Here is a 24,947-nt window from a genome sequence, read left to right as displayed (position 1 = left end):
ATAGACACCAGCATGGACCCACACGACTTTCTGGAGGGCGCCACAGTCAGCGTCGACGATGGCGCGTACGCCGTCTGCCGCACCGACCGACCGGACCCGAACGCGTTCGCGACCGTGCAGGACGAGACAGAGACCACGGTCGTCGTCGACGAGGCCAGTCCCACCGTGGCGGCGGCCACCGACGTGGAACGTGGCTGGAAGCGACTGACCTTCGACGTCGAACTCCCGTTCGAACTCGTCGGGTTTCTGGCGGTGGTCGCGTCGGCGCTGGCCGACGCCGACGTGTCGGTGTTCGTCCTCTCGGCGTTCTCCACGGACCACGTTCTGATCAAAGAGTCGGACCTCGATACGGCCCTCCAGACGCTCGACGGACTGGGCTGTGACGTTCGACGCGGGTAGCGGCCGGTCACAGAACGCTTTACTGCCTGTGCGGCCAGCACTCGACAATGACCGAGTTCGACCCGGACAAGTTCGAGGAGAAGTATCGGTACTACTTCGAGGAACTGGAGACGGCGTACTCGAACGCCTATCAGAACCTCCACGGCCAGTACGATTCCGAGGTACTCCGGGCGATAGACCGACAGGTCCTCAGCGAGAGCGAACCAGTGTACCAGGGGGACGGGGAGTTCAGTATCGCGCTCCCGGACGACGTCGACGCGCGTGCGGCGTCGCTTCCGGGCAGCGAAGAGACGTTCGAGACCGTCCTCGCGGCATTTACGGCCAATATCGAGAGCGAACTGCGTCGTATCTTCGAGTTCGAAACGTAACCGTCCGTCAGCAGCCACGCGCTGGCAAATCTGTCTGTCGACGGCGCGAATCTGTCAGGAGCAATCGGCGTTCCACACAGAGACGTCACGCGGTCTCGGCCACACGACGAGTACGCCGTCGACGCCGGTCTCGAATCGGAGTTCGGAGTGGTATAGCTAGATAGTAGATCTGTCCAGCTATACTGCACGAGTCGGCCGCGTTCGGCGTTCGACGGCCGGTAGCGGCGGTATCCCGTGATACCGACAGCGGTCGGGGACGGTTCAATCGCGGAACGCCCGAGCGAGGACGCCCAGTACCATCCCGGCGACGGCCGCAGTGAGGCCCATCCCCGGTCCAGACCCACCCACTGTGGCCGTCGGTGACGTGGTGGCTGTCGGCGACGGGGTTTCGGTGGCCGTCGAGTCGCTCTCGGTCGGCGACGCGGGCGGGTCCGTCGTCGGCTCGGGTGTGGCCGTCGGCGTCGTCGTCGGAAGTTCGAACGTCGCGGCCACGCCGGCGTGGTCCGAGGGCCACACAGTGATGGTCTCTCCGTGGGCTCTGGCTTCGACTCGGGAACTGGGTTCGTGGCCGACTCGCCGGACCGTCGTCGGTCGGAGCCCGCCGCGGTAGAGGACGGCGTCGATTCGACGGGTCAACTGTGACTCGTCGTTCCGCACGTCCGACGCCTGACAGCAGGTGTACCCCTCCGAGTCGGGACGACGGACCGCGTAGGCGTCGTCGAAGGACGCGGTCAGGCGGTCGTACGTCTGCCCGCCCGGACCGCTGTTGAAGTCGCCACAGAGGACGACTGGCTGGGCCGTGGGCACGCGGTCGAGTAGCTCTTTCGCCTGTGAGAGGCGGAACAGCTCTGTCACCGATTCGAGATGCGTCGAGACGGCAGTAAACGTCCCCTCGCCCATCTGTACTGTCGCAGAACAGAACCCGCGCTGGAGGACGGCCGTCTTGCTACTGTCCGGAATCTGGAGTTCGAGCGCGGCATCGAACGTGTCGGTCACGACAGACCCGACGTCTACGTCGCTGCGGACGAGCAACACGTCTCTGTCGGTGATGCGGACGTCGACGGTCCCTTCGTCGGTGGCCGCGGGAAGTTCGAGGTCGGTCGTGACGGTTTCGGCGGCTACGGTGTAGTCCAGACCGCGGGCAGCGAGCGCCGACGTTATCTCAGCCAGCATGTCGACGAGGACCGCTGTGGCCGACGCCTCGCTCTCGGACCCGTAGTCGCTCGGTCGTTGACTCCGGAACGTTGCCGCCTCCTGCAGGGCGACGACATCCGCGTCCGTCGCGGCTATCTCTCCCGCGATAGCCTCGGCCCGAGCCTCGTACACCGACGGGTCGATTTCGTCGAGAAACTGCCCTGCGATGCGCTTTACGTCCCCGAGAGACTCCGCTCGAAAGAGTCGAGTCAGGTCGAGTCCGAGATACACGTTGCGTGTCAGGACAGTCGGCGTCGCCACGGCCGCCGAGCGACCCGAGACGGCCCCCGTTGACGCGAGACCGACGCCGAGGCCAGCCATAGTGTGCAGTACGGTCCGACGAGTGAGTCGCGACTGACTACCTTCGGAGGGCATCATTCACTTTCTCGTGTTGACTGGCTGGTGGCAAAGTACTATCCCACTGCTCGCGGTGGCGTGTTGGTCGTGGACGTGACCGACGGCCACAGCACGATCCGACGGGTACTGCCGGGATTCTGTCGGCGAACTCGACGGCGGATTCGCCACCACGCAGACCGACACGACGAACGGCATCGAGCATCGTCGTCACGCCTCGATCCGCCACGTCGTCGACGTCGAGTACCCCCACTTCTCGACCGTGACACCGTAGTCACCCGTCTCGAGGACGGTCATGTTCGTCCCGACCTCCTTCGCGGACAACCCGAGTTCCCGGCCGATGAGTCTGGACTTAAAGTACGTTTGCGTGTCGGCGTTCGCTTTCAGGTAGTCGAGGATGCGCCGCTGTTTCTCGGTGAGCGCCTCGTCGCCCCCGTCGACGGTCGCGTTCATTGCTCGGTCGAGAAGTCGGGAGACCGACCATTAGTTACGCACCGTATAGGGTAGCAGTAGGGACTTACGGAGACCCTGCGAACGGATCGAAGCCGGTGTCGTGGTCGTTCGAGCGCGGGGTGCGGTCGCCGTATTCACTCACACCGATGGAGCGACAGCGGCACGTGCTGACACAGGGCGAACGAACGTGTTCGGAACTGGGTTTTTATTGCTGCTCGCAAAATTCTCCACCGCGACAATGGAACGAAGCATCTACGACGAGATCGGTGGTCGCGAAGCAGTCGAGGCAGTCGTCTCGGACTTCTACGATGCGGTGCTCGACGACGAACGACTCGTCGGCTACTTCGAGGACCAGAACATGGCGGATCTGCGCGCACACCAGATTCAGTTCATCAGTTCGGTCACGGGCGGTCCGGTCGAGTACACCGGTGCGGATATGCGGGAGGCACACGCACATCTCGACCTCGACGAGCGCGACTTTCAGGCGGTGGCCCAACACTTAGAGGCGGCGCTGCGAGCGAACGGGGTCGACGAGGCGTCAGTCGAACAGATTCTCGCGGACGTCGCCGACCTGAAAGCGCCGGTCCTCGGCCAGTAGTCCGGGCCGGCGCCGGTTGCCGTCGGTCCTCGGTGCATCGGTGGAGGCCACATAGCCAGCGTGTACCACGACCGAGAGCTGTCACAGCGGTCGGTTTGGACCGTCTCGACGCTGTCGGGGTGGCGGTCGGTCTCACGTGGAGGCACCGCAGCTGAACGCGATGGTCTACGTCGATGGCCGCTGAGACACGAACTTTCGGCCGTCAGTATCAGCAGGGTGTGAGGCGAGCGCAACGAGCGCGCCTAGTCAGTACCGAGGTACCACTGCTCGCCGCCCACGCACTGGACGAGTACCTACACTGAGGGCCCCTCGTCTGTCTCCGCTAGCCACTCTGTACTCCACTGATCGATTGCGTCGAACACCGGCTCGAGCGCTTCTCCCTTCCGGGTCAGGCTGTAGTGTGTCTCGACGGGTGGACCCGGTTCGACACGACGGTCGACGATACCGTCTTCTTCGAGCGATTCGAGGACTCGTGAGAGCGTATACGAACTCGCCCCCGACGCTCGTTTCAGTTCGTTGAACCTGTGGTCACCCTCGAACAGATTGTAGAGGATCCGAAGCCGCCACTTCGTTCCGAACTGGTCGAGCGATCGGACGCCCGCACACGCCGTCGGTGTGCGTTCTCGAACCGCGTTGTGGTTCTCGTCGATTTCTTCGTCGGGCTCTGGGACCATACCAGTCGTTCGGAGTCGTCATGTAATAGTTTGCCTAGGGCCCCTCGCACCGTCCTGTCTGCCGTGCGTGCCGGCGTCGAACCCGCCGCGTGTCGTCACCCTCGACCGTGAGGGGCCGTAAAGTCGATATCCGGCCCCACGGGGACGAAGCCGGTCGGGTTGATAGCTGTGTGACTCTGGTAGTAGTGCTCCTTGATGTGGTCGAGGTTGACAGTCGCCGGAACGCCATCGTGTTGATAGATGTCTCGCGTGTACCCCCAGAGATTCGGATACTCGACGAGTCGCTGGAGCGTACATTTGAAATGGGTGTGATAGACGGGGTCGAACCGGACCAACGCGGGGAACAATCGGAGGTCCGCCAGGGTCAGCGCGTCGCCAACCAGAAACCGTTGGTCAGCGAGGACCTCCTCCCAGTAGTCGAGGGCGTCGAACAGGTTCCGGACGGCCTCCTCGTACACCGCTTGTGAGTCGGCGAATCCAGCGGTGTACACACCTTGATTGATCGGTTCGTACAGTTCCTCGACGACGGCGTCGATTCGGTCGCGCTTCCCCTCCGGGTACAGGTCAGCACCATCGCTGTGGCCACCGAAGGCCGTCGCAAGCATCTCCATGATCTCGATAGATTCGTTGTTGACGATGGTCCCTTCGACGCGGTCCCAGAGGACGGGCGTGGTGACGCGCCCAGTAAACTCCGGGTCGGCTTCCGTGTACACTTCGTGGAGGAAGTCCGACCCGTGGAGTGAGTCCGGCGTACACCCGGATTTCTCGGGGCTGAACTGCCAGCCATTCGCTCCACGGTACGGGTCGACGACGTCCATCGAGAGCGCGTCTTCGAGCCCGAGCAGTGCCCGGACCAAGACGGCGCCGTGTGCCCATGGACAGGCCCGGGCGATGTACAGGTGATAGCGCCCCGGCTCCGGCGGAAATCGGGACCCAGAGTGGATCCGCTCTCGGAAGGTATCCTGTCGTTGCTTCCGGTCGTTCTCGGTCAATTCGGCGTCAGTCTTCCAATCGCCATCGATGAGTCGTCCCATATATAATCGTGTAGTGTAATGTCGGGCGTTTCTGCTCGTTCTAGTCGACTATGCTGTCTCCGGTACGGGCTCTTTGAGTTCGATGAGATACCCGAACGGGTCCCGAACGTAGATAGCGGGGGCTTCGCCTGTCGCTCCGTCTGGTGTCCCTTCTCGCTCGATGATCACACCGGCATCCTCCAGTTCCTGTTTGACGTCTTCGATATCCGCCTCGAGTATGATCGCGAGGTGGTCGAAGTTCTGACGCTCAGGGTGTACGAAGTCGTCTGTCGGTCTGATGTGGATGATCGTCTCTGGCGCGAGACGGACGTGGAAAATCGGCGTTTCGCCCCGTTCGTACTCGTCGAACCCCTCGATCTGGAACCCGAGGAGCCCCTGATAGAATTCGATCGCGTGCTCGAGTTCGTCCTCCGGGATTCGCAGGTGAACGTGGTCGATACGTGCTGCTTTCATCGGTTCGTCTCATCAGTGACGGGCTATCGGGATATAGTTCAGGCAATCTACGATTGAGCAGGTCACATCCGGATAACTACCCCAGTCGATGGCCCAGTGACCGTCTGGAGAGACCGTCGGATCGTCTGAACCTACTCACCCATGCTGATCGATTCGGGACGGGACAACCCGGAGAGCATCTGCTGTGAGTCCCTCGTCGGGTCGATTCTGTATCGTTTCATCACTTACCACCATGATTAAGGTTCGAAGAGGCCGGATACAACTGGTGTGTCACACTGTACGTTGTCTGACGAGCGGCAGGCCCTCCGTGACTCGGTCAGGTCCTTCGCCGAGCGACACGTTCGGCCGGCGGCAGCGAAACACGACCGCGACGAGAGCTATCCGGCGGCGATTCGCCGGAAGGCGGCTGAGAATGGGTTCGTGGCACCGACGGTTCCGACGGCGTTCGACGGCCCGGGCAGGGACGTCCGTGACGCTCTGCTCATCGCGGAGGAACTGTGGCGGGCCGACCCCGGAATCGGGACGGCACTGATCAGCGCCGACGCCGGCACTCGGCTCATCGACCGCTACGGGACACGACAGCAGAAGTCCCGATGGTTACCCCGTATCGCCGCTGGGGAAGCCGTCTCCGCGATCACCATCACGGAACCGGACCACGGCTCCGACGTGGCCAGCATAGAGACGACGGCGCGTCGCGACGGTAGCGAGTGGGTCCTCGACGGAACGAAGACGTGGGTCACGAACGGGAGCGTCGCCGACGTACTCGTGGTACTCGCAAAGACCAACACCGGCGCCGGACACGCCGGTATCAGTACGTTCTTGGTCCCGAGTGACCGACCCGGTATCGAGACCGAGACGCTGGCAGGGACGCTCGGCCTGCGTGCGGCCGACTTCGCCGCCGTCGAGTTCGACGCTGTCCGGGTCCCCGCGACGAACCTCGTCGGCGAGGTCGACGACGGGTTCGCCCAGCTACTCACGTTCTTAGCTGCGGGGCGGGCGACAGTCGCCGCCGAGGCGCTCGGTGCCGCAAGCGCCGTCGTCGAGAGGGTCGGAGAACAGATCGCGGCCGAGGACTGTCCGCCGTCCCACCGGTCACAGCCGCGTGGCGACGCGTGCTACCTCGACCTGAGGTCGTCAGTCGCTGCCGCGCGGTCGCTGACCTACCGTGCCGGGCACGCACTGTCCGAACGACCCGGCGAGGCACGGTCGGAGCGACTCGCGAATATGGCGAAACTGTACGCTTCTGAGACGGCGATCGACGTCGTCGACAGGGGGCTCGAACTGTGTGGCCCCGACACCGGGTCGACGGGCCCGTCGCTCGAGAAGTACTACCGGGACCTGCGTGCGACGACGATTATCGAAGGAACGAGCGAGTCGATACGGTCCGCCATCGCGAGACAGCTTCTAGAGGAGTGAATCCGGCCCGGAAGCGGATCGCGAGATGCGTCGAAAATATACGCTAGCTAGTTATATTAAAATATATCTATCTGAAGTAAAATGATACGGCAGGGATGGTCAAATGGACCGAATCGCGGCCGGACATGGATTTCTATCGGATACTGGACCCCGAGGGCGATATCGTCGACGAGATGCCGGCCTTGGGTCCGGACGAACTCGAATCGTTCTACCGCTGTATCGTGTTGACACGGGCCTTCGAGGAGAAGTGTATCAGCCTCCAGCGACGCGGCGACATCAGCATCACCTCGCGGTCGCTGGGCGAGGAGGCGGTGGCGCTTGGGTCGGCGGCCGCGCTCCGTCCCGACGACTGGGTGTTTATGACCTACCGGCAGACGGCAGCGGCGCTGTACTGGGACGCACCACTCGACGCCCAGTTTGCGAGGCTGATGGGTCGGGCCCCCGAAACTGTCGCTGACCACCTCCCGGGGGACGGCGCCGACGGCGTCAACTTCGTGCCGATGTACGCGCCGCTGGCGGTCAACGTGACCAACGCCGTCGGGTCGGCGATGGCGGACTCGCTCGCCGACCGGGACCACGTCTCGCTTGCCTACATCGGCGACGGGTCGACCAGCGAGGGCGACTTCCACGAGGCGCTCAACTTCGCCGGCGTGTTCGACGCGCCAGCGGTCGTCGTCTGTCAGAACAACCAGTGGGCGACCTCCGTCCCGTCGCACACCCAGTCGGCCGCAGAGACGTACGCACAGAAGGCCGTCGCACACGGCGTCCCGCACGAACGCGTCGACGGGAACGACCCGCTCGCGGTGTACGAGGTGACGCGAGAGGCCGTCGAACGGGCCGCCGATGGGGGCGGTGCCACTTTCATCGAGTGTGTCACCTACCGGCGGAGCAACCACAACACCGCCGACGAGGCGAGTATCTACCGGGACGACCGCGAGGCCGATTTCTGGGCCGAGCGCGACCCGAAGACTCGCCTCGAAGCCCACCTGCTGGACACCGGTGTCCTCACGCCGGCGGCCGTGACCGACATCGAGCGGGCGGCGACTGAGCGCGTCGAGGCGGCCCTCGATCGGGCGCGCTCGGTCCCAACGACGGACCCAGAGCGGATGTTCGACAACCACCTCCACGGGGACTCGTGGACGGAACGGCGACAGCGGGCCGCCCTCCAAGCCGAACAACGGGGTGGAAACCCGTTCGACGCCGCGACGGACGTGGCCGCGGCCGTCGACGACGTCTCGCTGTCTGCGACCCGGGAGCGCCTCCCCGACGGCGAGACGAGCGAGACGACGCTCATCGACGGCATCAACGACGCGCTGGGACAGGAGATGCGCCGTGACGACAGTGTCGTGTTACTGGGGTACGATATCGGGCCGATGGGTGGGGTCTTCCGGGCGACGGAGTCGCTGTACGAGGAGTTCGGGCCCGAGCGCGTCATCGAGACGCCGCTGTCGGAGAACGGAATCGTCGGGACGGCTGTCGGGATGGCGATGCGTGGCTACCGCGTGGTGCCGGAGATACAGTTTCTGGGCTTTTTTTACCCCGCTTTCGGCCAGTTCATGTACACGCTGGCGAAACTGCACAAGCGGTCGGGCGGGGCCATCGACGTCCCCGTCACAGTCCGGATTCCCTACGGCGGCGGCGTCGAGGCCGCCGAGTACCACTCCGAGTCCACGGAGTCGTTTCTGGTCCACACCCCTGGCGTCCGTGTCGTCTGCCCGAGTTCACCGGTCGACGCGAAGGGGCTCATGGCCGCGAGCATCAGACATCCCGATCCGGTCGTGTTCCTCGAACCCAAACGGCTCTATCGGAGCCAGACCGAGGCCGTTCCCGAGACGCCTTACACAGTCGATCTCGGGAGTGCACGCGTCGTCGAGACCGGCCGCGACGTGACAGTCCTGACGTGGGGTGGGATGGTACCGGAGGCGGTGCGGGCGGCGACCCGCGTCAGCGCCGATGTGGAGGTACTCGACCTGCGGTCGCTGTCACCGCTAGACGTCGAGACGATCCTCGCGTCGGTCAAGAAGACCGGCCGCTGTGTCATCGCCCACGAGGCCCGGCGAACGATGGGTCTGGGCGCAGAACTCTCGGCGCTCGTCAACGAACACCTCGTCGAGCACCTCCTGGCGCCGGTCAGACGTGCCACCGGATACGACGTCCACTTTCCCGGCCACGACGTGGAAGCGGACTACCTTCCGGACGCACGACGAATCGCACACGCGGTGGACAGCGTCGTCGAACACACCTACTGACCAATGGCAACCTACGAATTCCGTCTCCCCGACATCGGTGAAGGACTGCACGAAGCGACGGTACTCGAGTGGTACGTCGACCCGGACGGCACGGTCACGGAGGACGAACCGCTGTGTGACGTCGAGACAGAGAAAGCCGTCGTCGAGATACCCGTCCCCTGTGACGGAACGGTGACGGACCTCCGTGTGGACGCCGGGGGCCGTGTCGAAGTCGGTGACGTCATCGCGGTCTTCGAGACGGACGAGGTCCCGACGGGTGAGACAGACGGGTCCGAGGCGACGACCGACCCGCCTGCGGACACACCGGTACCGGGCGCGAACGGCGGCGGCCAGACCCACTCTACGACCGAACGGGTCGTCGCGATGCCGAGTACGCGGCGCTACGCACGCCGCCACGACGTCGACATCACTGCCATCGACACCGAACACGGCAGAGTGACCAGAAACGACATCGACCGAGTGCGAACCGACACGGGGCGAGATTCGTCGACGCGGAAAGCGATACGGCACCCGACTACGGAGGTGACGCCACACTCGGTCGAGGACCCGGCGGGACCGACCACGCGGGAACCGTTGACCGGTGTTCGAAAGCGCATTTCCGAGCGGATGGTCGAGTCGAAGACCATCGTCCCACACGTCTCCTCGGGGTACGAGTCCGACGCCGGCGCGTTCCTCGCGGTCAAGAACCGGCTCGACGAGCGGTACGACACCGACGTGGGCCACACGGCCCTACTGATGAAGGCCGTTGTCCCGGCCCTCGAAGCCCACCCGGTGATGAACGCCGCCGTCGACGACCGGGCCGACGAACTCGTCAAAAAGGAGTTCTACAACATCGGGTTCGCGACCGACACCGACGACGGACTGGTGGTGCCGGTCGTCGACGACGTCGACGAGAAGTCAATCGTCGAGGTCGCCAGAACGGTCCGGCGTCACGCCGAGGCCGCACGCGAGGGGACACTCGCACCGTCGGCCCTTCGGGGCGGGACGTTCACCGTTTCGAACCTCGGCGGCTACGACGAGTATGGTCGCTATGGCACCCCGATAATCAATTACCCACAGGTCGCCATCCTCGCGTTGGGCCCGATAACGAACAGACCGGTGGCGATAAACGACAGTGACATCGGCGTCCGCAAGCGCATGACGACGTCGCTGTCGTTCGATCACCGCGTCGTCGACGGGACGGACGCGACCGAGTTCATGACGACGCTGCTCTCGTTGCTCGAAGACCGGGACGAACTGTTGCTGACCGTCACGCCCTGACTCAGTCGCCGGTCCCGTCGCTTGGCAACACGTCGGCACACGTCTCGCGCTCGCGGACGACCTCGTACCCACCGTCGGCGTCTACGACCACGACCGGGACCATCGGCATGCCGTTGAAGTGCGTCTCCCGACCGATGGCGTAGGCGCCGACCCTGTCCAGCGCGACGACGTCGCCGGGGTCCAACGCCGGGAGTAGCACCCCGTCTGCGAACACGTCGCCGGAGTAACAGAGGGGGCCGGCGACGCTGTACTCCCGGGACGGCCCGTCAGTGAAGGGGGCGTAAATCGGAACCGACTGCTGGGCCAGCACGGTGTTCTTGCCCGTATCGAGGACGGCGTAGGTCGCCGAGGAAGTCTCCTTGAGGAGGCCGACCGAACAGAGGAGCGCCCCGCTCGGAGCAAAGAGGTACCGCCCCGGTTCGAGACACAGTTCCGGCGGGTCGATGCCGAGGTCCGTACAGGCACTGTGAACCGTCTCGGCGATGACCGACACGTACTCCTCGATCGGCGGAACCTGTTCGTCGTACGTCACCGGAAACCCACCCCCTACGTCGATGGTGTCGACGGCGACGCCCGTCTCGCGTTCGACATCGGCGGCCAGTTCCACGAGTGCCCGCGTCGCCGTCTGGTAGGGCGTCGGACTGTCGATCTGGCTGCCAAGATGGGTCTGCAGGCCGTGTAGACGGAGGTGGTCGTCGCCGGCGACCGTGCGTGCGGCCGCCATCACGTCGCCACCCGATAGCTCCATCCCGAACTTGCTCCCGGGCGTCCCGGTCGCGATGTCCGGGTGGGTCGGGACGTCCAGTTCCGGGTTGACCCGAAGCAGTACGTCACAGCGGCGGTCGGCCTCGACTGCGACCGACCGTAGCGTCGCGAGGTCCGAACGATTGTCGACGAGAAACGTATCGACACCGCTCGCGAGCGCGCGGTCGATCCTGTCGGCGTCCCAGTTCATCCCGGTCACGAGGACGTCGCCCGGGTCGAAACCGGCCCGCATCGCGGCCTCGATCTCGCAGTTGGCGAACGCCTCGGCCCGCGCCCCCCACTCCGAGAACAGGCCCAACACGTCCGGTAGGAAGTTCGCCTTCACCGCGACGTAGACGCTCGACTCCGGGTACTGGTCGTCGAGTGCCGACCGTAGTCGGTCGTAGCTCTCGCGCATATCCGCCTCGAAGAAGACCAACACAGGCGTCCCGACGTCCGCGAGGACCCGGCCGACCTGCTCGGTCAATCGTTTCCGCCGATCGTTGCGGGAGTGTCGCATGGTGGTCCCTGAAACGCCCATTTATTTAGTACTTTCACAGTTGTACGAAACGTCTGGCGTCGCCCGATATGTGGCTCGGCCGGCTACCGGCACAGCTTCCTCGGCAAAATATATTCATTTTAGGTTCGAATCCACAAAAATATATGGGTGCGTCCACTATTGGGGCGTATATGCCAGGTGCGCCACACGTTTACGGTGACGACATCACGCTCCGACCGGTCGAGCCAGCGGACCACGAGTTTCTGGCCAAACACTGGAACCACCCGGACGTTCGCCACGGGACGAACAAACACGAACCGGTGACCGTCCAGAGTCTGGTCGAGGGAAAGAAAGACGACTGCCTGTATTTTCTCATCTGCCACGACGGAGAACCGGTCGGGATGGAGTGGCTAGAACTGGCCGGTGACGTCCATAGACGCGCGGAACTCGGTGGCTGGGTCGTTCCCGAGGAGTCCGGACAGGGATTCGCGACGGCGGCAGCGCGACTGTCCGTCGAGTACGGCTTCGACGAACTGAACCTCCACAAGGTGTATGCCCGCGTGTTCGACTACAACGAGGCCTCGAAACGCCTGCTCCGGAAAGTCGGGTTCGAGGAGGAAGGCCGGGTCCGCGAACACTTCTACGTCGACGGCGAGTACGTCGACGCCGTGTTCTACGGCGTGTTAGAGCCCGAGTACGAACGCGAACGCTGATGCTGGCCGACTGAACGCGATACCCCACCGTTCGCGACGCTTCGGCCCGTGGAGGCCCACGTGTCCAGACGGACCGCCGTCGGCACGAGGAGTGTTATATCAGAAAAACTTTGTCGCCATAATATTAATAGCCGTTTACTGTGGAAGAAATATGCTTCCTGTCAGCGGTGGAGTTGCGCGAACGGATCGCTGACGGCGAGTTGCGCGCCCGCGAGGTAGTCGACGCACACATCGCTCGGATCGAGCGTGTCGAAGGAGACGTCAACGCGTTCCTCGCGACGGCACCCGAACTCGCCCGGGAACGGGCCGACCGTATCGACCGGGGCGATACAGGGGGCGGTCCCCTGACGGGAGTCCCGGTCGGTATCAAGGACCTGACCGGGCAGGTCGCCGGCGTGCCACACACCTCTGGGTCGAGCGTGTTCGCCGAGGCGGACGTGGTCCCCGAGTCCAACTCGGTGAGCGTCGACCGTCTCGAGGCGGCCGGGACCGTCGTCCTCGGCACCACGAACACACCGGAACTGGGTCACAAGGCGATGACCGACAACGAGGTCGTCGGACCGACGGCAAACCCACACGACCCCGGCCGGAACGCCGGCGGGTCCTCCGGTGGCTCCGCGGCCGCCGTCGCCGCAGGAATGGTGCCGCTGGCGACCGGTAGCGACTCCGGTGGTTCGATCCGTATCCCAGCGGCGCTGTGTGGCGTCTATGGCCTGAAACCCTCCTACCGAGTGATTCCGTGGGACGAGTTTCAGGACGTCCTCGGCAACCGCATCCACCACGCCGTCGTCGGACCGATAACGCGGTCGGTCGAGGACGCGGCCGAGATGCTGTCGGCGATGGCCGGCCATCTCCCGGGCGACCCCGCGAGTCGACCCGTCGACATGGATTTCCGAGGGGCAGTCGAAGCCCCGGCCGCCGACCTCGACATCGCATACAGTCCCGACCTCGGCCTGTTCGACGTCGACGAGGCGATCCGGGAGACGGTCGCGGACTCTCTAGACGCCTTCAGGGCAGCGGGTGCCTCCGTCGAGACTGTCGAGGTGGAGTTCCCGTTCTCCCATGCGGACCTCACCGAGGCCTTCGAGACGACGTTTTCGACATTCATGGCTTCGACGGTGACGACCATCGACGTCAGGGAGGACCTCGACCTGCGGGCCCATCCTGCGGGCCTCTCCCGGAGTCTGCAGACGGTTCTCGACACCGCCGAGACGGTCTCGACGGCCGACCTCGCGGCGACCGCATCGATCCGGACGGATTTGTTCCAGCGGGTCCAATCACTGTTCAAGGAGTACGACCTCCTGGTCACGCCGACGGTAGGGAACAACGACATCGACCTCACGCAGGACTTCGAGCAGCACGTCGAGTGGTGGACGGACCACGTCCCGGTGTGGCCGTTCAACTACACCGGCCACCCGGCGGCATCCGTACCGGCGGGTACCGACGACGACGGCATCCCGGTCGGTCTGCAAGTGGTCGGCCCCCGGTTCGGCGACGAGACAGTGTTGACCGCCAGTGCGGCATTCGAGCGCGAGCAACCGTGGCAGTGTCTCTACGGGGGGTAAGACGATGGAGCGAAACCACACGAAGGGCGTCGACGTACCGCCCCAAACCGACGACCCAACCGAGACGGACCTCGAACAGGTTCGAGCGAGTATCGCAGATATCGACCGGCAGATAACCGAGTTACTCGAGACGCGAACGAAACTGGCAAAACGAGCCGGGGAGCTGAAACTCCAGTCCGACGACCACGACTTCGTCGACGAAGCGCAATCTGACAGGGTCGTCGAGCGCGCCCGGGAGTACGCCGTCGACCGCGATGTCGACGAGAACGTCGTCTCGGCAGCGTTCAGGCTGTTCGTCCATATGGGGATGACCGCCGAGTGGAGAGACCGGACCGCCCGGGAGACAACTGGCGACGCCCCGGACCGCCTCTAGGGCCGACCCGGAGAGGGACAGCCCAGAGCAGTGCCAGTGGATACCGAGACGCGACGAGAAGGTACCCGAGGGAGCGCAAGCGGGGCAGCCGCACGTTATTTTAATAAATATAGGACAAAACTTAAGTAGAAACTACTACTGTATAAAACCACTAAATGAAACTGTCCTGGGGTGTGCCGACCAATGCAACCTGAGTCGACCGTGACCACGACACAGAGTGAGTTCACGTCGGTCGCATCGACGCTCTCGGAACCGGCCCGGATTCCCATCGAAGCAACCACGGTGGTCGCTGACCCGTTCACCGCCTACAAGCGCATCAGAGGCGATACGAACGGGGTATATTTGGAGACGACGGGTGGACAGGCGGGCCACGGGTACTTCGGTGTCGAACCGGCGTACATCGTCGATGGCTCCGAGGGCGAGGGCGACAGCTTCGACCAACTAGAGGACATCGTAGACGACGAACGCCTCGTCCGGGGGAACTGTACGGTTCCGTATCCGTGTGGCGCGTTCGGGTGGCTGTCCTACGACATCGCCAGAGAACTGGAGGACCTCCCGAACACGACCGACGACCAGCGGGAGTTACCCCGGTTACAGTTCGGCGTGTTCGACTGCATCGCTTCTTGGCAGGAGCCCACCGACGAGGGACGGACGGAACTCGTCGTCACCTGTTGTCCGACCGTCGCCCCCGAAGCGGACTTCGAAGCGGTCTACGAGGCCGGCCGCAAGCGACTCCGCACACACGTCGAAGCGATACAGGAAGGAAGTAAAACGGTGCCAGAGCCGCCGGTCGACAGCGACATCACGTTCACCAACGAGACCGGAAAAGCGGAGTACGTCGACCGGATAGAGACAGTCAAGGAGTACATCCGCGACGGTGATACGTTCCAGGCGAACATCTCACAGCGGCTCACTTCCGACGCCGGCGTCCACCCGGTCGCGGTGTTCGACGCGCTCAGGGACGTCAATCCTGCCCCATACTCCGGACTGCTTGAGTTCCCCGGGGTCGACATCATCTCCGCGAGCCCGGAACTGTTGTTACACTGTGACGGTGACCGCCTCGTGACAGAGCCCATCGCCGGGACCCGTCCCCGCGGGGACGACCAGACACACGACGAGGCGCTCGAATCGGAGTTGCTCGAAAGCGAGAAAGAACACGCCGAACACGCGATGCTCGTCGACCTCGAACGGAACGACCTCGGGAAGGTCTCCGAGTACGGGTCTGTCGAGGTGACCGACTACCGGCGCATCGACCGCTACTCCGAGGTGATGCACACCGTCTCGGTCGTCGAGGGGACCCGTCGGGACGATAAGTCTATTCCCGACTCGATAGCGGCGGTGTTCCCCGGGGGCACCATCACCGGCGCGCCGAAGCCACGGACCATGGAGATAATCGACGAGGTGGAGACGACACGCCGTGGCCCGTACACCGGAAGCATCGGCGTCCTCGGGTTCGACGAGCGAGCCACGTTCAACATGACGATACGGACGCTGGTCCGCCGAGCCGAGAAGTACTATCTGCGGGTCGGGGCCGGCATCGTCGACGACTCGGACCCCGAAGCGGAGTTCTACGAGACACTCGACAAGGGCCGAGCACTGGTCACGGCCGTTGGCGAGGCACTGGACTGTGAGAGCGACTTCACCGTCGAGGTGACCGACTGATGATTCTCGTCATCGACAACTACGACTCCTTCGCGTACAATCTGGTCCAGTACGTCGGCGAGTACACCGCCGACATCGAGGTCCGGCGGAACGACCAGATAACCGTCGACGAGATAGTGGAGTTAGACCCCGATGGCATCGTCGTCTCGCCGGGGCCGGGCACACCGCAGGATGCGGGGGTCTCCATCCCGGTGTTCGAACAGACCGAGATTCCGACGCTGGGAATCTGTCTGGGCCATCAGGCACTGTGTGCCGCCGAAGGGGCGACTGTGGGTCACGCACCGGAGGTCGTCCACGGAAAGTCCTCGACGATACGCCACGACGGTCGAGGGATCTACGAGGAGGTGTCGAACCCGTTGCGGGTCGGCCGGTACCACTCGCTGGCCGTCGACCCGGCGACGCTCCCGGAGTGCATCGAGGTCACCGGGAGCGCCGAGGAGGGCGACCACGGCGACGTCGTAATGAGCGTCAGGCACACGCGGAAACCCCACATCGGTATCCAGTACCACCCAGAGAGCATCCTCACCGACGCCGGGAAGACGCTGGTCAAGACCTTCTGCCGGAAGTCACTGCGCAACCCCGTCGGCCCACTGTAGGGGTCCGTGCCGATTCGTCGAGGCCCGATAGCGGGCCCATCCCGCCGTGAGACGGGCGAATCTCGCTGCACCGCCAGATTTTAAGTCCTGAAGTATTACTTTAAAGTATGAATACTGTGAAAAAATACGACGCGCTCGGAAACGACTTCTTCGTCCTGTCCGCAGCAGAGACGACCGACTCGCCGTCGGCGTTGGCACGGGAGTGGTGTGACTCCGACTCCGGGCTGACGGTCCGCGGCGGCGAGACTGGGGCCGACGGTCTGCTCCGCGTCGAACCGCTTTCGGAGCGGACACTCGAGATGGAGCTTTTCGAACCGGACGGCACCACGTCGCCGATGTGTGGCAACGGCGTCAGATGCGTGGCGAAGTGGGCACACAACGTACTGGGGTACACTGACGTGACCGTCGAGACGGAGGCTCGGACCTGCGCGGCGACCATCGACGCAGACGGCGGCGTGACGGTGGAACTTGGCTCACCGAGCTACGTCGACGGCGTCGACGAGACCGGTCTCCGCGAGACGCTGTCGGTCGAGACGGCACTTGGCGACGTCTCGCTCGTCGACTCCGGCGTCTATCACCTCCTCGTTCAGGTCGGGGACGTCGCCAAAGAGAACCTCGAAGCGCTGACCGAGCAGGTCCGGCGGACCGTCGAACCGCCCCAGCGGATCAACGTGACGCTGTGGGCGCCGGCGGCCGGCGGCGTCGACCAGCGGACCTACGAGGTCGGCGTCGAGGACGAGACCGACGCCTGCGGGACCGGCGCGCTGGCCATCGGGTACCACACCGATCGGACGGGCGTCGCCGACGGAACGGTCTCCGTCCGCCCGCCGGGCGGCGAACTACAGGTTGCGGTGCGGGCCGAGGACGCGGTTCTCAGCGGACCCGCAGAGGAGGTCGGACAGGTCGATGTCCCGCTGTAGCGGCCCCTAAGCGACGTGTGAGGGGGCTGGGATGGATGGAGAAACACCCCCGTGGACGGGGGCGCGTCGGCCGGGGTTATTCGAAGGCCGACTGCATGGCACCGATGTTCTCTTCGAGTGTCACGGGGTCCGCAAGGAGAGCTGTGAACGCGTACGTGTCTTCGAGGAAGGCGAGGTCGAAGACGTGCCGGGGGGACAGGACCACGCTGTGACCGGTGGGCGGCGACGTTATTCGGAGCCCGTCAGCCGCCGAAGTGAGGACGGCCTCCGAGTACTCGTTGACGATGCGGATGGTGTCTTCGGCTATCGACAGCGTCGGCTCCGCGTCGGTCCCGGGATCCTCTATCCGGGGACGGAGCGCCTCGATGGGGTCTGTGGCTTCGTCTTGGTCGGTGAGGCTCTCGAGCGCAATGGCGTCGAGCGACACTGACTGGTCGAAGGCCGGGACCGACACCGAGGCGCGCTTACCGCGGCGTGTCACCAGCCGCGAGACGGTGACTGTCGGGGCGTCGGTTCGGGGGCCGCCGTCGGTCACCAGACCGCGGTCGTCGGGACGACGCCGCTGTTCGGTGGGGGCTGTTCGGTCGCTAGTCATAGCAGTGGGAGCGTGAGGTTACGGCTCGGGACGATCGTGTGGTCGATGAACACGTCCCGATCAGCGAGTGCGAATCCCTCGTCAGTCTCCCGAAGGTGGCTCCGGCGGCGGGCCGAGATCGTGTCGGACTCGCCGTCGGTCCCGCGCTCGCGGTAGACGACCTGGTTGTTGAACACCTCGACGGTGTCCGCCGTGACCTCGCCCAACTGGACGTTCCCGATGGTGTGGCGGACGCGCGAGCGGGGGTTTTCCGCCCAGGCGTACTCCTTCTCCAGACGGGCCACACGCTCTAGGAGGTCCCTGTGGCCGACCACAAGGTGGTGGTTCGAATCGCTGTACTCCGGTCGGTCCGACCCCGCATCGCGGGCCACGCGGACCGGGACGCGGATCTCGACGTCTTCCGTGAGGTGGTCGGCCCACCGTTCGAGTTCGAACTGATCAAGTAAGTTCGCCTCGCGAAGCAGGAACTCTCGGACCTCGAAGAACCGCTGCATCCGTTCGGGGGTCCACTCGTCGCCGGTCTCGTCCAACTGGGGGTGTGTACCTGATTGCATGGGAGTCACCGTTGCTCGCTCATGAACTCGTGCCAGGAGTTGAACAGGGTCCGGGCGTACACCTCGTCGAGGTACGGACCGGCCCGGATGACCTCCCCGGGGCCGTGGGAGCCGTCGGTGATCGGCACGGCGTCGCTTTCCTCGAGACCGCCGCTGATGTCGGCCCGGACGTCCCGCTCGATGGCGGTGGCACTGTTGGAACTCTCGGAGATACCGCTCCAGACCTCCGTGTCGTCTGCTTCGAGCACGCCACCCGGCGAGAGGCTCTGGTAGCCGGCCTTCGCCCGTTCGAGGAACTCCTCGTCGTCTTCGAGTTCCTTCGGGACGAGCAGCCAGCTAACGATCTCGGATTCGCCGGGGCCGACGGGCCGCCAGAGACGAATGCTGGCCCACGGCCCGCCGATGGGGTTGAACCCGTGCCAGATGGAGGCGTTCGGGAAGATAGTCCCCGTGATGAACATCGACTTGCTGAACATCTCCCGCTGGCGCTCCGAGAGGTCCGAGTTCATGTGGTCTTCGATCTTCTCGGGGTAGTCCATGTAGATCGGCTCCTCGTCGAAGAGGTAGTACTCCCCGGCGTGCGTATCGGTCATCACCGAGTACGACTGGGAGAGTGGGCCGGCGGCGTCGAACCGCTCCCAAATCGAGGAGGAGTACTCCAGTTCGAAACTGGACCCGTGCGTGTGCGCGAGGTGGTAGGAATCACCGGCGAAGTTCTCGCCGGGGACCTTCCAGTCGACCTCCGCTCGCACGCGTCGCGGTTCGCCGACGACGGTCAGCCCCTCCTCGGTGGGGTCGAGTGCGATGTCGAGGTACCACTTGAACTCTTCTAGGTACTCGTCGAGGCTCGGGCCGTCCTCGACGACGCGCGCGAAGACGAATCCCTTGTACGTCTCGACCTCGGCCTCGACGAGGCTGGCGGCCTCCTTATCGAGGTCGTCGTACCGTTCGTCTTCGTAGGGGACGACCGTCAACTCGCCGTCGTTCCGGTAGGTCCAACCGTGATAGGGGCATTGGAAGTGGGACGTGTTGCCCTGCTCGGCCCGGACGAACTGTGCACCGCGGTGACAGCAGCTATCGTAGAAGGCGTGGAGTTCGCCTTCCTCGTCGCGGACGAAGATGTAGGGGTCTTCACCGATGTATCGTCGCGCGTAGTCGCCCGGCTCCTCGAGTTCCGACTCGTGGCCGATGAAATTCCACGTTTTTGCGAAGATGCGCTGGAGTTCACGCTCGTAGATCCCGTCGTCGTTGAAGATACGCATGGGATGTTTCCCGTCGTCTAACGCCTCTCCTGTCTGTTCGATGAGCTCCTCGGCACGTTCTGCTCGGTTTCCTGCCTTCGACATTCGGTTCAGACATAGTATCAAAGACATAAATTTATTACTATACAAAATGCAATATAGGGCCACCGGTCGGCGAAACCCGGATTCACGAGGAGACGGACCCCGAGCAGTCTCGCAAGATCGTTAATACGAACAGTAAGTATTATAACCGCGAATGATTAAAATATAGGACACATGGTAGAATACGAATCCGCGGCTACGGGATTGCTACCACTCCCGGACTGGGCCAAAGAAGAGCTCAGCGAACTGAAGGGCCATCAGAAACAGGACCTGATCACGGGGACGGCGAACGACGACGTAGAGGACGCCTACGACCGTGCCAGGGCCGACGTGCTGGCGACCCAGACCGAAGCCGGGCTGGACCTCGTGACCGAGGGGCAACTCAGGTGGGACGATATGCTCTCACACGTCCTCTCGGTCAACGATAACGTCGATACCAGAGGTATCGTCCGCTACTACGACAACAACAACTTTTATCGAGAGCCCGTGGTGACGGGTGCGCTCGAACCGACCGGCGACGTGGCTCGGGACCTCGAACGGGCCGCTGATACGACCGACGGTACTCTCTGCGGCGTCCTGCCGGGCCCGTATTCGCTCGCGGAACTGGCGACCGACGAGTTCTACGGCGAGGACCGATTCCTCGAGGCGCTGGCGACGTACCTCGCGGGAGAAGCCACGGAGTGTCCCGATCTCGACACGCTGTTCCTCCTCGAACCGTCGCTGGCCGTACACGACACCGAGGAACCCGTCCGCGTCCGCGAGGCCATCGACACCGTCGCCGACGCCGTCGACGCGTCGGTGCTCGTCCACACCTACTGGGAGACTATCCCCGAGAACGTGTACGGACACCTGCTCGACGCCGCCATCGAAGGCGTGGGCTATGACCTCGTCACCTCGCGTGTCGGGTCGACGTCACTCGCAGACGAGTACGGCACCCCCGAGTCGGTCGTGCTCGGTGTCGTGAACGGACAGAACACGATCCTAGAGGACGCCACAGACGTGCGACGCGACATCGACGAGTTCGTAGACCGGGCCGGCGCGACGCTGGAACGAGTGTACGCGGCCCCCAACACCGAACTGTTCTATCTCCCGACGAACCGCTGTGAGGCCAAACTGGAGACGTTGGCACGGGCCGTCGACTCCGTGGAGGTGTCCGCATGACGTCTCTGAGAGACCAGTTCCGGCCGGCGGACCACCCGAACGACCACTTCCTGCTGACGACTATCGTCGGGGCCTATCCGAAACCGAAATGGCACGACCGTGCCCGCGAGATGTACGAGAATCCCGACGCGGATTTCGGCGATTCCGAGTGGCAGGAAGCGAAAAACGACGCCGCACGACTCGTCACGGGCGAACACGAGCGGGCCGGTATCGACGTCGTTACCGACGGCGAGATGCGACGCAACGAGATGGTCGAGTACTTCGCCGACCGCATCGAGGGCTACGAGTTCAACGGCCTCGTCAAGGTCTGGGGTCACAACTACTTCAACAAACCCAGCGTCCGGACGGAGGTCGAATACGACGATACGTGGCTCGTCGAGGAGTACGAGTTCACCAGTTCGGTGGCGGATCGACCGGTGAAAGTCCCCATCACCGGTCCGTACACGCTCGCGAAGTGGTGCTTCAACGAGGTCTACGAGGACGACGCGACACTGGCCTTCGAAGTGGCAGAACTGGTCAACGACGAGATCCAAAAGCTCGTCGACGCGGGCGCTCGCTACATCCAGATCGACGAGGCCGCGCTGGCGACGACGCCCGACGACTACGCCATCGTCGAGGAGTGTCTGGAGCGGATCGTAAGCGACCTCCCGGACGACGTCTACGTCGGTCTACACGTCTGTTACGGTGACTACTCGCGTATCTACCCGGAGATGCTGGAGTTCCCCGTCGACGAGTTCGACCTCGAACTGGTCAACGGGAACTACGAGCAACTGGACGTGTTCAAAGACCCGGCGTTCACCAAGAACATCGGCTTCGGCGTCGTCGACGCCCACCGGTCCGAGGTCGAGTCCGTCGAAGAGATCAAGGCAAATATCAAGCGCGGGCTAGAGGTCGTCCCGCCAGAGCAACTGACGATAAGCCCGGACTGCGGGGTGAAACTGCTCCCGCGTGCGGCCGCCTACCAGAAGATGGCGAACATGGTCGAGGCCGCCCGAGAGGTCGAGGCCGAACTGGACGAGGGCATCGTCGACGTCGCGCGGTCCTCGGCCAGCGCCGACTGATCGCGAACGTCCGATAGACGGCCTGCGTCAGAACCGGTCGGGACAGAACAGCGACCGCTGGGGGTAGAGCGTCGCCAGCGTCTCGACCACGCCGTCAGTGTGGGCCTGGAAAGTCCCGGTCAGCATGGCCCGCTCGACGCCGCCATAGCCCACGAACAGCTGCGTGAAGGTCCCGATGTCCAGTCGGACGTCGGGCCGCTCGGTGCTCTCGGTGACCGTCGCGTCTCCGTCGCGAACGGTCACCTCGAAGGTCCCGTCGTTCCACGTGGCCACGTCGTCCTCGACGGCGACGGTGAGTGTCGCGTCGGTCGTCCCGTAGTCGAGTCGCTCCACGGCCGTCGGGAACTCCAGCACGCGACCGACCGGCCCGAGGACCACCTCGTAGTCGACGGCGGCGGGGTCCGAGAGTAGTGCCAGCAGTTCGACGTCCGTCGGGAGCGTGAGGTGGAAGGACGTCGCCTGGGACGCGTGGCGCCGGATGTAGTTCAGCAGGTCGATCCAGGCACATTCGGAGGCGAAGGCAACGTCGTCGACGACGAACGTGTGGTCGACGATACGGTAGACCAGATACCCCACCGGGTCGGTCGCACCGAGGAGTACGGCGTGGGTCTCCTCGTCCTCGAACAGCCCCGCAGTCCACCACTCGGCAGTCCGATCAGGGGTGAAACCGTAGTCGGAAATGAACGTACGGTACACCGTATCGAGTTGCTCGTAGTCCGTCTCCGAGACCAGTTCCAGATCACGCTCTATCGGCCGGGCCGGCAGCGAGGAGATGGGGCCGTCGACGCGGGCAAAGCGGGCGAGCGTGGCAGAGTGGTACTGCCGATAGAACTCCCTGTCGAAGGGCCACCCGGCCGCGAGGACGATGCCTCGGTCGCGAAACTCGCGGTAGGTCTCCCGGAGCATCGTCTCTGTCAGCCCTCGCTCGCGTTCGGTCGGGTCGACGGCTACGAGCGACCCGACGGTGTCTAGCCACTGCTCACGGACCTTGAGGTCGAATCGCTCGTGGCCGATAGCGGCCCGCATCTCGTCGTCGAACAGCCCCCACTTCTCCATCATGTCGACCCGTGTCGAGTAGTGTTCGGGTCCGTCGAGATACTCCAGTACGGGGGGCATAGAGTACTCGACGAGTTCTTTGAACGTCGATTCTTCGTGCGGATCGAGTTGTCTGTATTCGAGATCCATAGCGTGTGGTGAGTGTACGACCGAACGGGGACAGTCTCCTGCTCTCGGACACTCTGTGTGGCGGTGTCGGTACACGAGGCAGTGTCGAAGTGGTCGGTCGGAGCGTCAGGCGGCGACGGTCACGTCCGCTGTTCGAACGCGATGGGGAGAGACGTGGTGCCATAGAGGAAGGCGCTGTCGACGGGTTCGAGTTGGTCGTGCGTCAGTTGGATGGACTCGAAGCGTCCCAGCAGCTTTTTCAGGGCGACCTTCGCTTCGAGGCGAGCGAGCGACGCCCCCTGACAGAAGTGGATGCCGTGACCGAACGCGAGGTGGTTGTTCGGTGAGCGGTCGAGGTTGAACGTCTCCGGGTCCTCGAACTGCGCCTCGTCCCGGTTGGCGGATCCGAGCCAGGTGATGACGAACTCACCCGGTTCGATGGTGTGGCCGTTCACCTCGGCTTTGCGAGTGGCCACGCGGGTCAGCGCCTGTGAGGGCGACCGGTACCTGAGGACCTCCTCGATAGCCGCATCGAGTAGCTCGTCGTCGTTCCGGAGTTGCTCGATGAGACCCTTCTCCTTGAAGGTGCGCAGCGAGTTCCCGATGAGGTTCGTCGTCGTGATGTTGCCCGCGATGAGCAGGATCATGCAGTACCCCACGGCGTCCTCATCAGCGAGGTACTCGCCGTCGGGTTGGGCGGTAGCGATGACCGACACCAGATCCTTCGAGGGGTCCGCTCGCCGCTCCTCGATGAGGTCGAGGAAGTACGCCCGCATATCCGTGAGCGCGTCCCGCTGGGCTTTTAGCACGGCCTCCGGGTCGTCGGCGGACCCGGCGTCGGCAAGCAGCAGGTCCGACCACTGCTTGAACTGATCGCTGTCGGACGGCGGGATGCCGAGGAGTTGCGCGATGACCGTCACCGGAAGCGGATACGCGAGATCCTCGATGACGTCCATCTCGCCGTCGTCGGCGACGGCGTCGAGGAGTTCGTCCGTGTGGGCCGCTATCTGTGGTGTGAGTTTCTGAATCACGCCGGGGAGGAACTCGTCGTCGGCGACGCCCCGCAGCGCCGTGTGTTTCGGCGGGTCCATCCGGAGGACGCTGTTGCGGATGGGCGACCCCTCCTCCGGGGCCGGGAAATCGAATGCTGTCGCCTGTGTGAGGTCCGAGGTGAACGTCTCGTGGTCTTCGAGGATTTCCTTCGTCTCGTCGTACGTGAATACGTCCCAGACCTGCCGTTCGGGGTCGAACCGTACGGGGTTCTCGGCGCGTTGCTCTCGGTACCAGTCTGATGGGTCGAGCCAGGCCCGGTCGGTCTGCAGCGGTTTCGGCATCGGGATGTACTCTCGTTGGTTCGCTGTCGCCATGTTGTACACCTCGTATGGAGAACGATGCCCTAATAATAATTCCGATAAATAGTATAAAAAATAAAGTTATAAAGAGCGTACTAATTTTGGCCGGGCACGCCCGTAGACGAATCGGTAGGGGGACGTAGCCATGCTATTTTCGATTCGAATAGTATTAATATTATTTCGCCTTCGCGTA

General features: G+C 63.9%; 25 protein-coding genes. 14 read left to right on the top strand and 11 right to left on the bottom strand.

The annotated features are described in order from the left end of the window. Positions 1–12 precede the first annotated feature (12 nt). Together IEY28_RS11440 and IEY28_RS11435 are read left to right on the top strand one after the other, a co-directional pair. Positions 13–399, top strand: a complete 387-nt coding sequence (locus IEY28_RS11440; RefSeq protein WP_188997538.1) for an ACT domain-containing protein — start codon at positions 13–15, stop codon at positions 397–399. Between the two features lie 47 nt (positions 400–446). Further along, entirely contained in the window at positions 447–767 is a 321-nt protein-coding gene (locus IEY28_RS11435; protein ID WP_188997536.1) for a DUF5783 family protein, read from the top strand. 261 nt (positions 768–1,028) lie between these two features. On the opposite strand, the gene IEY28_RS11430 is transcribed toward IEY28_RS11435, so the two are convergent. Together IEY28_RS11430 and IEY28_RS11425 are read right to left on the bottom strand one after the other, a co-directional pair. Next, entirely contained in the window at positions 1,029–2,282 is a 1,254-nt protein-coding gene (locus IEY28_RS11430; protein WP_188997533.1) for an endonuclease/exonuclease/phosphatase family protein, read from the bottom strand. A gap of 243 nt (positions 2,283–2,525) precedes the next feature. Continuing rightward, on the bottom strand, positions 2,526–2,768 hold the full coding sequence (locus tag IEY28_RS11425) for a DUF7123 family protein (protein ID WP_188997531.1): 243 nt from the start codon (positions 2,766–2,768) through the stop codon (positions 2,526–2,528). A gap of 238 nt (positions 2,769–3,006) precedes the next feature. Here IEY28_RS11425 and IEY28_RS11420 point away from each other — a divergent pair, with 238 nt between their 5' ends. Next, the gene (locus IEY28_RS11420) at positions 3,007–3,366 is read left to right on the top strand and encodes a group I truncated hemoglobin (protein ID WP_188997529.1); all 360 of its coding nucleotides are present in this window, start codon (positions 3,007–3,009) and stop codon (positions 3,364–3,366) included. 293 nt (positions 3,367–3,659) lie between these two features. Here IEY28_RS11420 and IEY28_RS11415 read toward each other — a convergent pair whose 3' ends face one another. From IEY28_RS11415 to IEY28_RS11405, 3 genes are all read right to left on the bottom strand, one after another. Continuing rightward, complete coding sequence (locus IEY28_RS11415; protein ID WP_188997526.1) at positions 3,660–4,040, bottom strand: winged helix-turn-helix transcriptional regulator; 381 nt, start codon at positions 4,038–4,040, stop codon at positions 3,660–3,662. A 95-nt stretch (positions 4,041–4,135) separates the two neighbouring features. Beyond that, positions 4,136–5,074 carry a glutathione S-transferase family protein gene (locus IEY28_RS11410; RefSeq protein WP_188997524.1) on the bottom strand — a complete coding sequence of 313 codons (939 nt, stop codon included), beginning with the start codon at positions 5,072–5,074 and terminating at the stop codon, positions 4,136–4,138. Between the two features lie 48 nt (positions 5,075–5,122). Further along, on the bottom strand, positions 5,123–5,527 hold the full coding sequence (locus IEY28_RS11405) for a VOC family protein (protein WP_188997521.1): 405 nt from the start codon (positions 5,525–5,527) through the stop codon (positions 5,123–5,125). Positions 5,528–5,794: 267 nt separating this feature from the next. Between IEY28_RS11405 and IEY28_RS11400 the strand changes: the two genes are divergently transcribed. The 3 genes from IEY28_RS11400 (at position 5,795) to IEY28_RS11390 (ending at position 10,452) form a co-directional block, all read left to right on the top strand. Then, the gene (locus tag IEY28_RS11400; protein WP_188997510.1) at positions 5,795–6,943 is read left to right on the top strand and encodes an acyl-CoA dehydrogenase family protein; all 1,149 of its coding nucleotides are present in this window, start codon (positions 5,795–5,797) and stop codon (positions 6,941–6,943) included. A gap of 95 nt (positions 6,944–7,038) precedes the next feature. Beyond that, a complete protein-coding gene (locus IEY28_RS20980) occupies positions 7,039–9,192 on the top strand; it encodes an alpha-ketoacid dehydrogenase subunit alpha/beta (protein WP_396275580.1) in 2,154 nt (717 codons plus the stop codon). Between the two features lie 3 nt (positions 9,193–9,195). After that, positions 9,196–10,452 (top strand): dihydrolipoamide acetyltransferase family protein, encoded by a 1,257-nt coding sequence (locus tag IEY28_RS11390; RefSeq protein ID WP_188997506.1) that lies wholly within the window; start codon positions 9,196–9,198, stop codon positions 10,450–10,452. A 1-nt stretch (position 10,453) separates the two neighbouring features. Here the strand turns inward: IEY28_RS11390 and lysA are convergent, their stop codons facing one another. After that, positions 10,454–11,716, bottom strand: coding sequence for a diaminopimelate decarboxylase (gene lysA, locus IEY28_RS11385; protein ID WP_188997502.1), 1,263 nt, complete (start codon positions 11,714–11,716; stop codon positions 10,454–10,456). Between the two features lie 170 nt (positions 11,717–11,886). Here lysA and IEY28_RS11380 point away from each other — a divergent pair, with 170 nt between their 5' ends. From IEY28_RS11380 to dapF, 6 genes are all read left to right on the top strand, one after another. Then, positions 11,887–12,408, top strand: coding sequence for a GNAT family N-acetyltransferase (locus tag IEY28_RS11380; RefSeq protein WP_188997500.1), 522 nt, complete (start codon positions 11,887–11,889; stop codon positions 12,406–12,408). 167 nt (positions 12,409–12,575) lie between these two features. Next, on the top strand, positions 12,576–13,973 hold the full coding sequence (locus IEY28_RS11375; RefSeq protein WP_220639443.1) for an amidase: 1,398 nt from the start codon (positions 12,576–12,578) through the stop codon (positions 13,971–13,973). Between the two features lie 4 nt (positions 13,974–13,977). Further along, on the top strand, positions 13,978–14,346 hold the full coding sequence (locus IEY28_RS11370) for a chorismate mutase (RefSeq protein WP_188997498.1): 369 nt from the start codon (positions 13,978–13,980) through the stop codon (positions 14,344–14,346). 183 nt (positions 14,347–14,529) lie between these two features. After that, positions 14,530–16,008 carry an anthranilate synthase component I family protein gene (locus IEY28_RS11365; RefSeq protein WP_188997495.1) on the top strand — a complete coding sequence of 493 codons (1,479 nt, stop codon included), beginning with the start codon at positions 14,530–14,532 and terminating at the stop codon, positions 16,006–16,008. Then, on the top strand, positions 16,008–16,604 hold the full coding sequence (locus IEY28_RS11360; protein ID WP_188997492.1) for an anthranilate synthase component II: 597 nt from the start codon (positions 16,008–16,010) through the stop codon (positions 16,602–16,604). Before IEY28_RS11365 ends, IEY28_RS11360 begins: the two co-directional genes overlap by 1 nt. 107 nt (positions 16,605–16,711) lie before the next feature. After that, positions 16,712–17,524 carry a diaminopimelate epimerase gene (gene dapF / locus IEY28_RS11355; protein WP_188997489.1) on the top strand — a complete coding sequence of 271 codons (813 nt, stop codon included), beginning with the start codon at positions 16,712–16,714 and terminating at the stop codon, positions 17,522–17,524. Positions 17,525–17,600: 76 nt separating this feature from the next. Here dapF and IEY28_RS11350 read toward each other — a convergent pair whose 3' ends face one another. From IEY28_RS11350 to IEY28_RS11340, 3 genes are read right to left on the bottom strand one after another with little or no spacing between them, the layout of a single operon-like run. Further along, complete coding sequence (locus tag IEY28_RS11350; RefSeq protein ID WP_188997487.1) at positions 17,601–18,119, bottom strand: hypothetical protein; 519 nt, start codon at positions 18,117–18,119, stop codon at positions 17,601–17,603. Beyond that, entirely contained in the window at positions 18,116–18,673 is a 558-nt protein-coding gene (locus IEY28_RS11345) for an aromatic-ring-hydroxylating dioxygenase subunit beta (protein WP_188997484.1), read from the bottom strand. Before IEY28_RS11345 ends, IEY28_RS11350 begins: the two co-directional genes overlap by 4 nt. A gap of 5 nt (positions 18,674–18,678) precedes the next feature. Further along, positions 18,679–20,019 (bottom strand): aromatic ring-hydroxylating oxygenase subunit alpha, encoded by a 1,341-nt coding sequence (locus IEY28_RS11340; RefSeq protein WP_188997481.1) that lies wholly within the window; start codon positions 20,017–20,019, stop codon positions 18,679–18,681. 171 nt (positions 20,020–20,190) lie between these two features. Here IEY28_RS11340 and IEY28_RS11335 point away from each other — a divergent pair, with 171 nt between their 5' ends. Together IEY28_RS11335 and IEY28_RS11330 are read left to right on the top strand one after the other, a co-directional pair. Further along, positions 20,191–21,177, top strand: a complete 987-nt coding sequence (locus IEY28_RS11335) for a 5-methyltetrahydropteroyltriglutamate--homocysteine methyltransferase (RefSeq protein WP_188997479.1) — start codon at positions 20,191–20,193, stop codon at positions 21,175–21,177. Further along, complete coding sequence (locus IEY28_RS11330) at positions 21,174–22,238, top strand: methionine synthase (protein WP_188997477.1); 1,065 nt, start codon at positions 21,174–21,176, stop codon at positions 22,236–22,238. The genes IEY28_RS11335 and IEY28_RS11330 overlap by 4 nt, the downstream gene beginning before the upstream one ends. 27 nt (positions 22,239–22,265) lie before the next feature. On the opposite strand, the gene IEY28_RS11325 is transcribed toward IEY28_RS11330, so the two are convergent. Continuing rightward, the gene (locus IEY28_RS11325; protein WP_188997474.1) at positions 22,266–23,423 is read right to left on the bottom strand and encodes a GNAT family N-acetyltransferase; all 1,158 of its coding nucleotides are present in this window, start codon (positions 23,421–23,423) and stop codon (positions 22,266–22,268) included. Positions 23,424–23,542: 119 nt separating this feature from the next. Continuing rightward, a complete protein-coding gene (locus IEY28_RS11320) occupies positions 23,543–24,769 on the bottom strand; it encodes a cytochrome P450 (protein ID WP_188997472.1) in 1,227 nt (408 codons plus the stop codon). Between the last annotated feature and the right edge of the window lie 178 nt (positions 24,770–24,947).

It is taken from the genome of Haloarcula pellucida (assembly GCF_014647235.1).
GTDB lineage: Archaea > Halobacteriota > Halobacteria > Halobacteriales > Haloarculaceae > Haloarcula > Haloarcula pellucida.
This window is presented reverse-complemented; position numbering and strand designations above follow the sequence as displayed.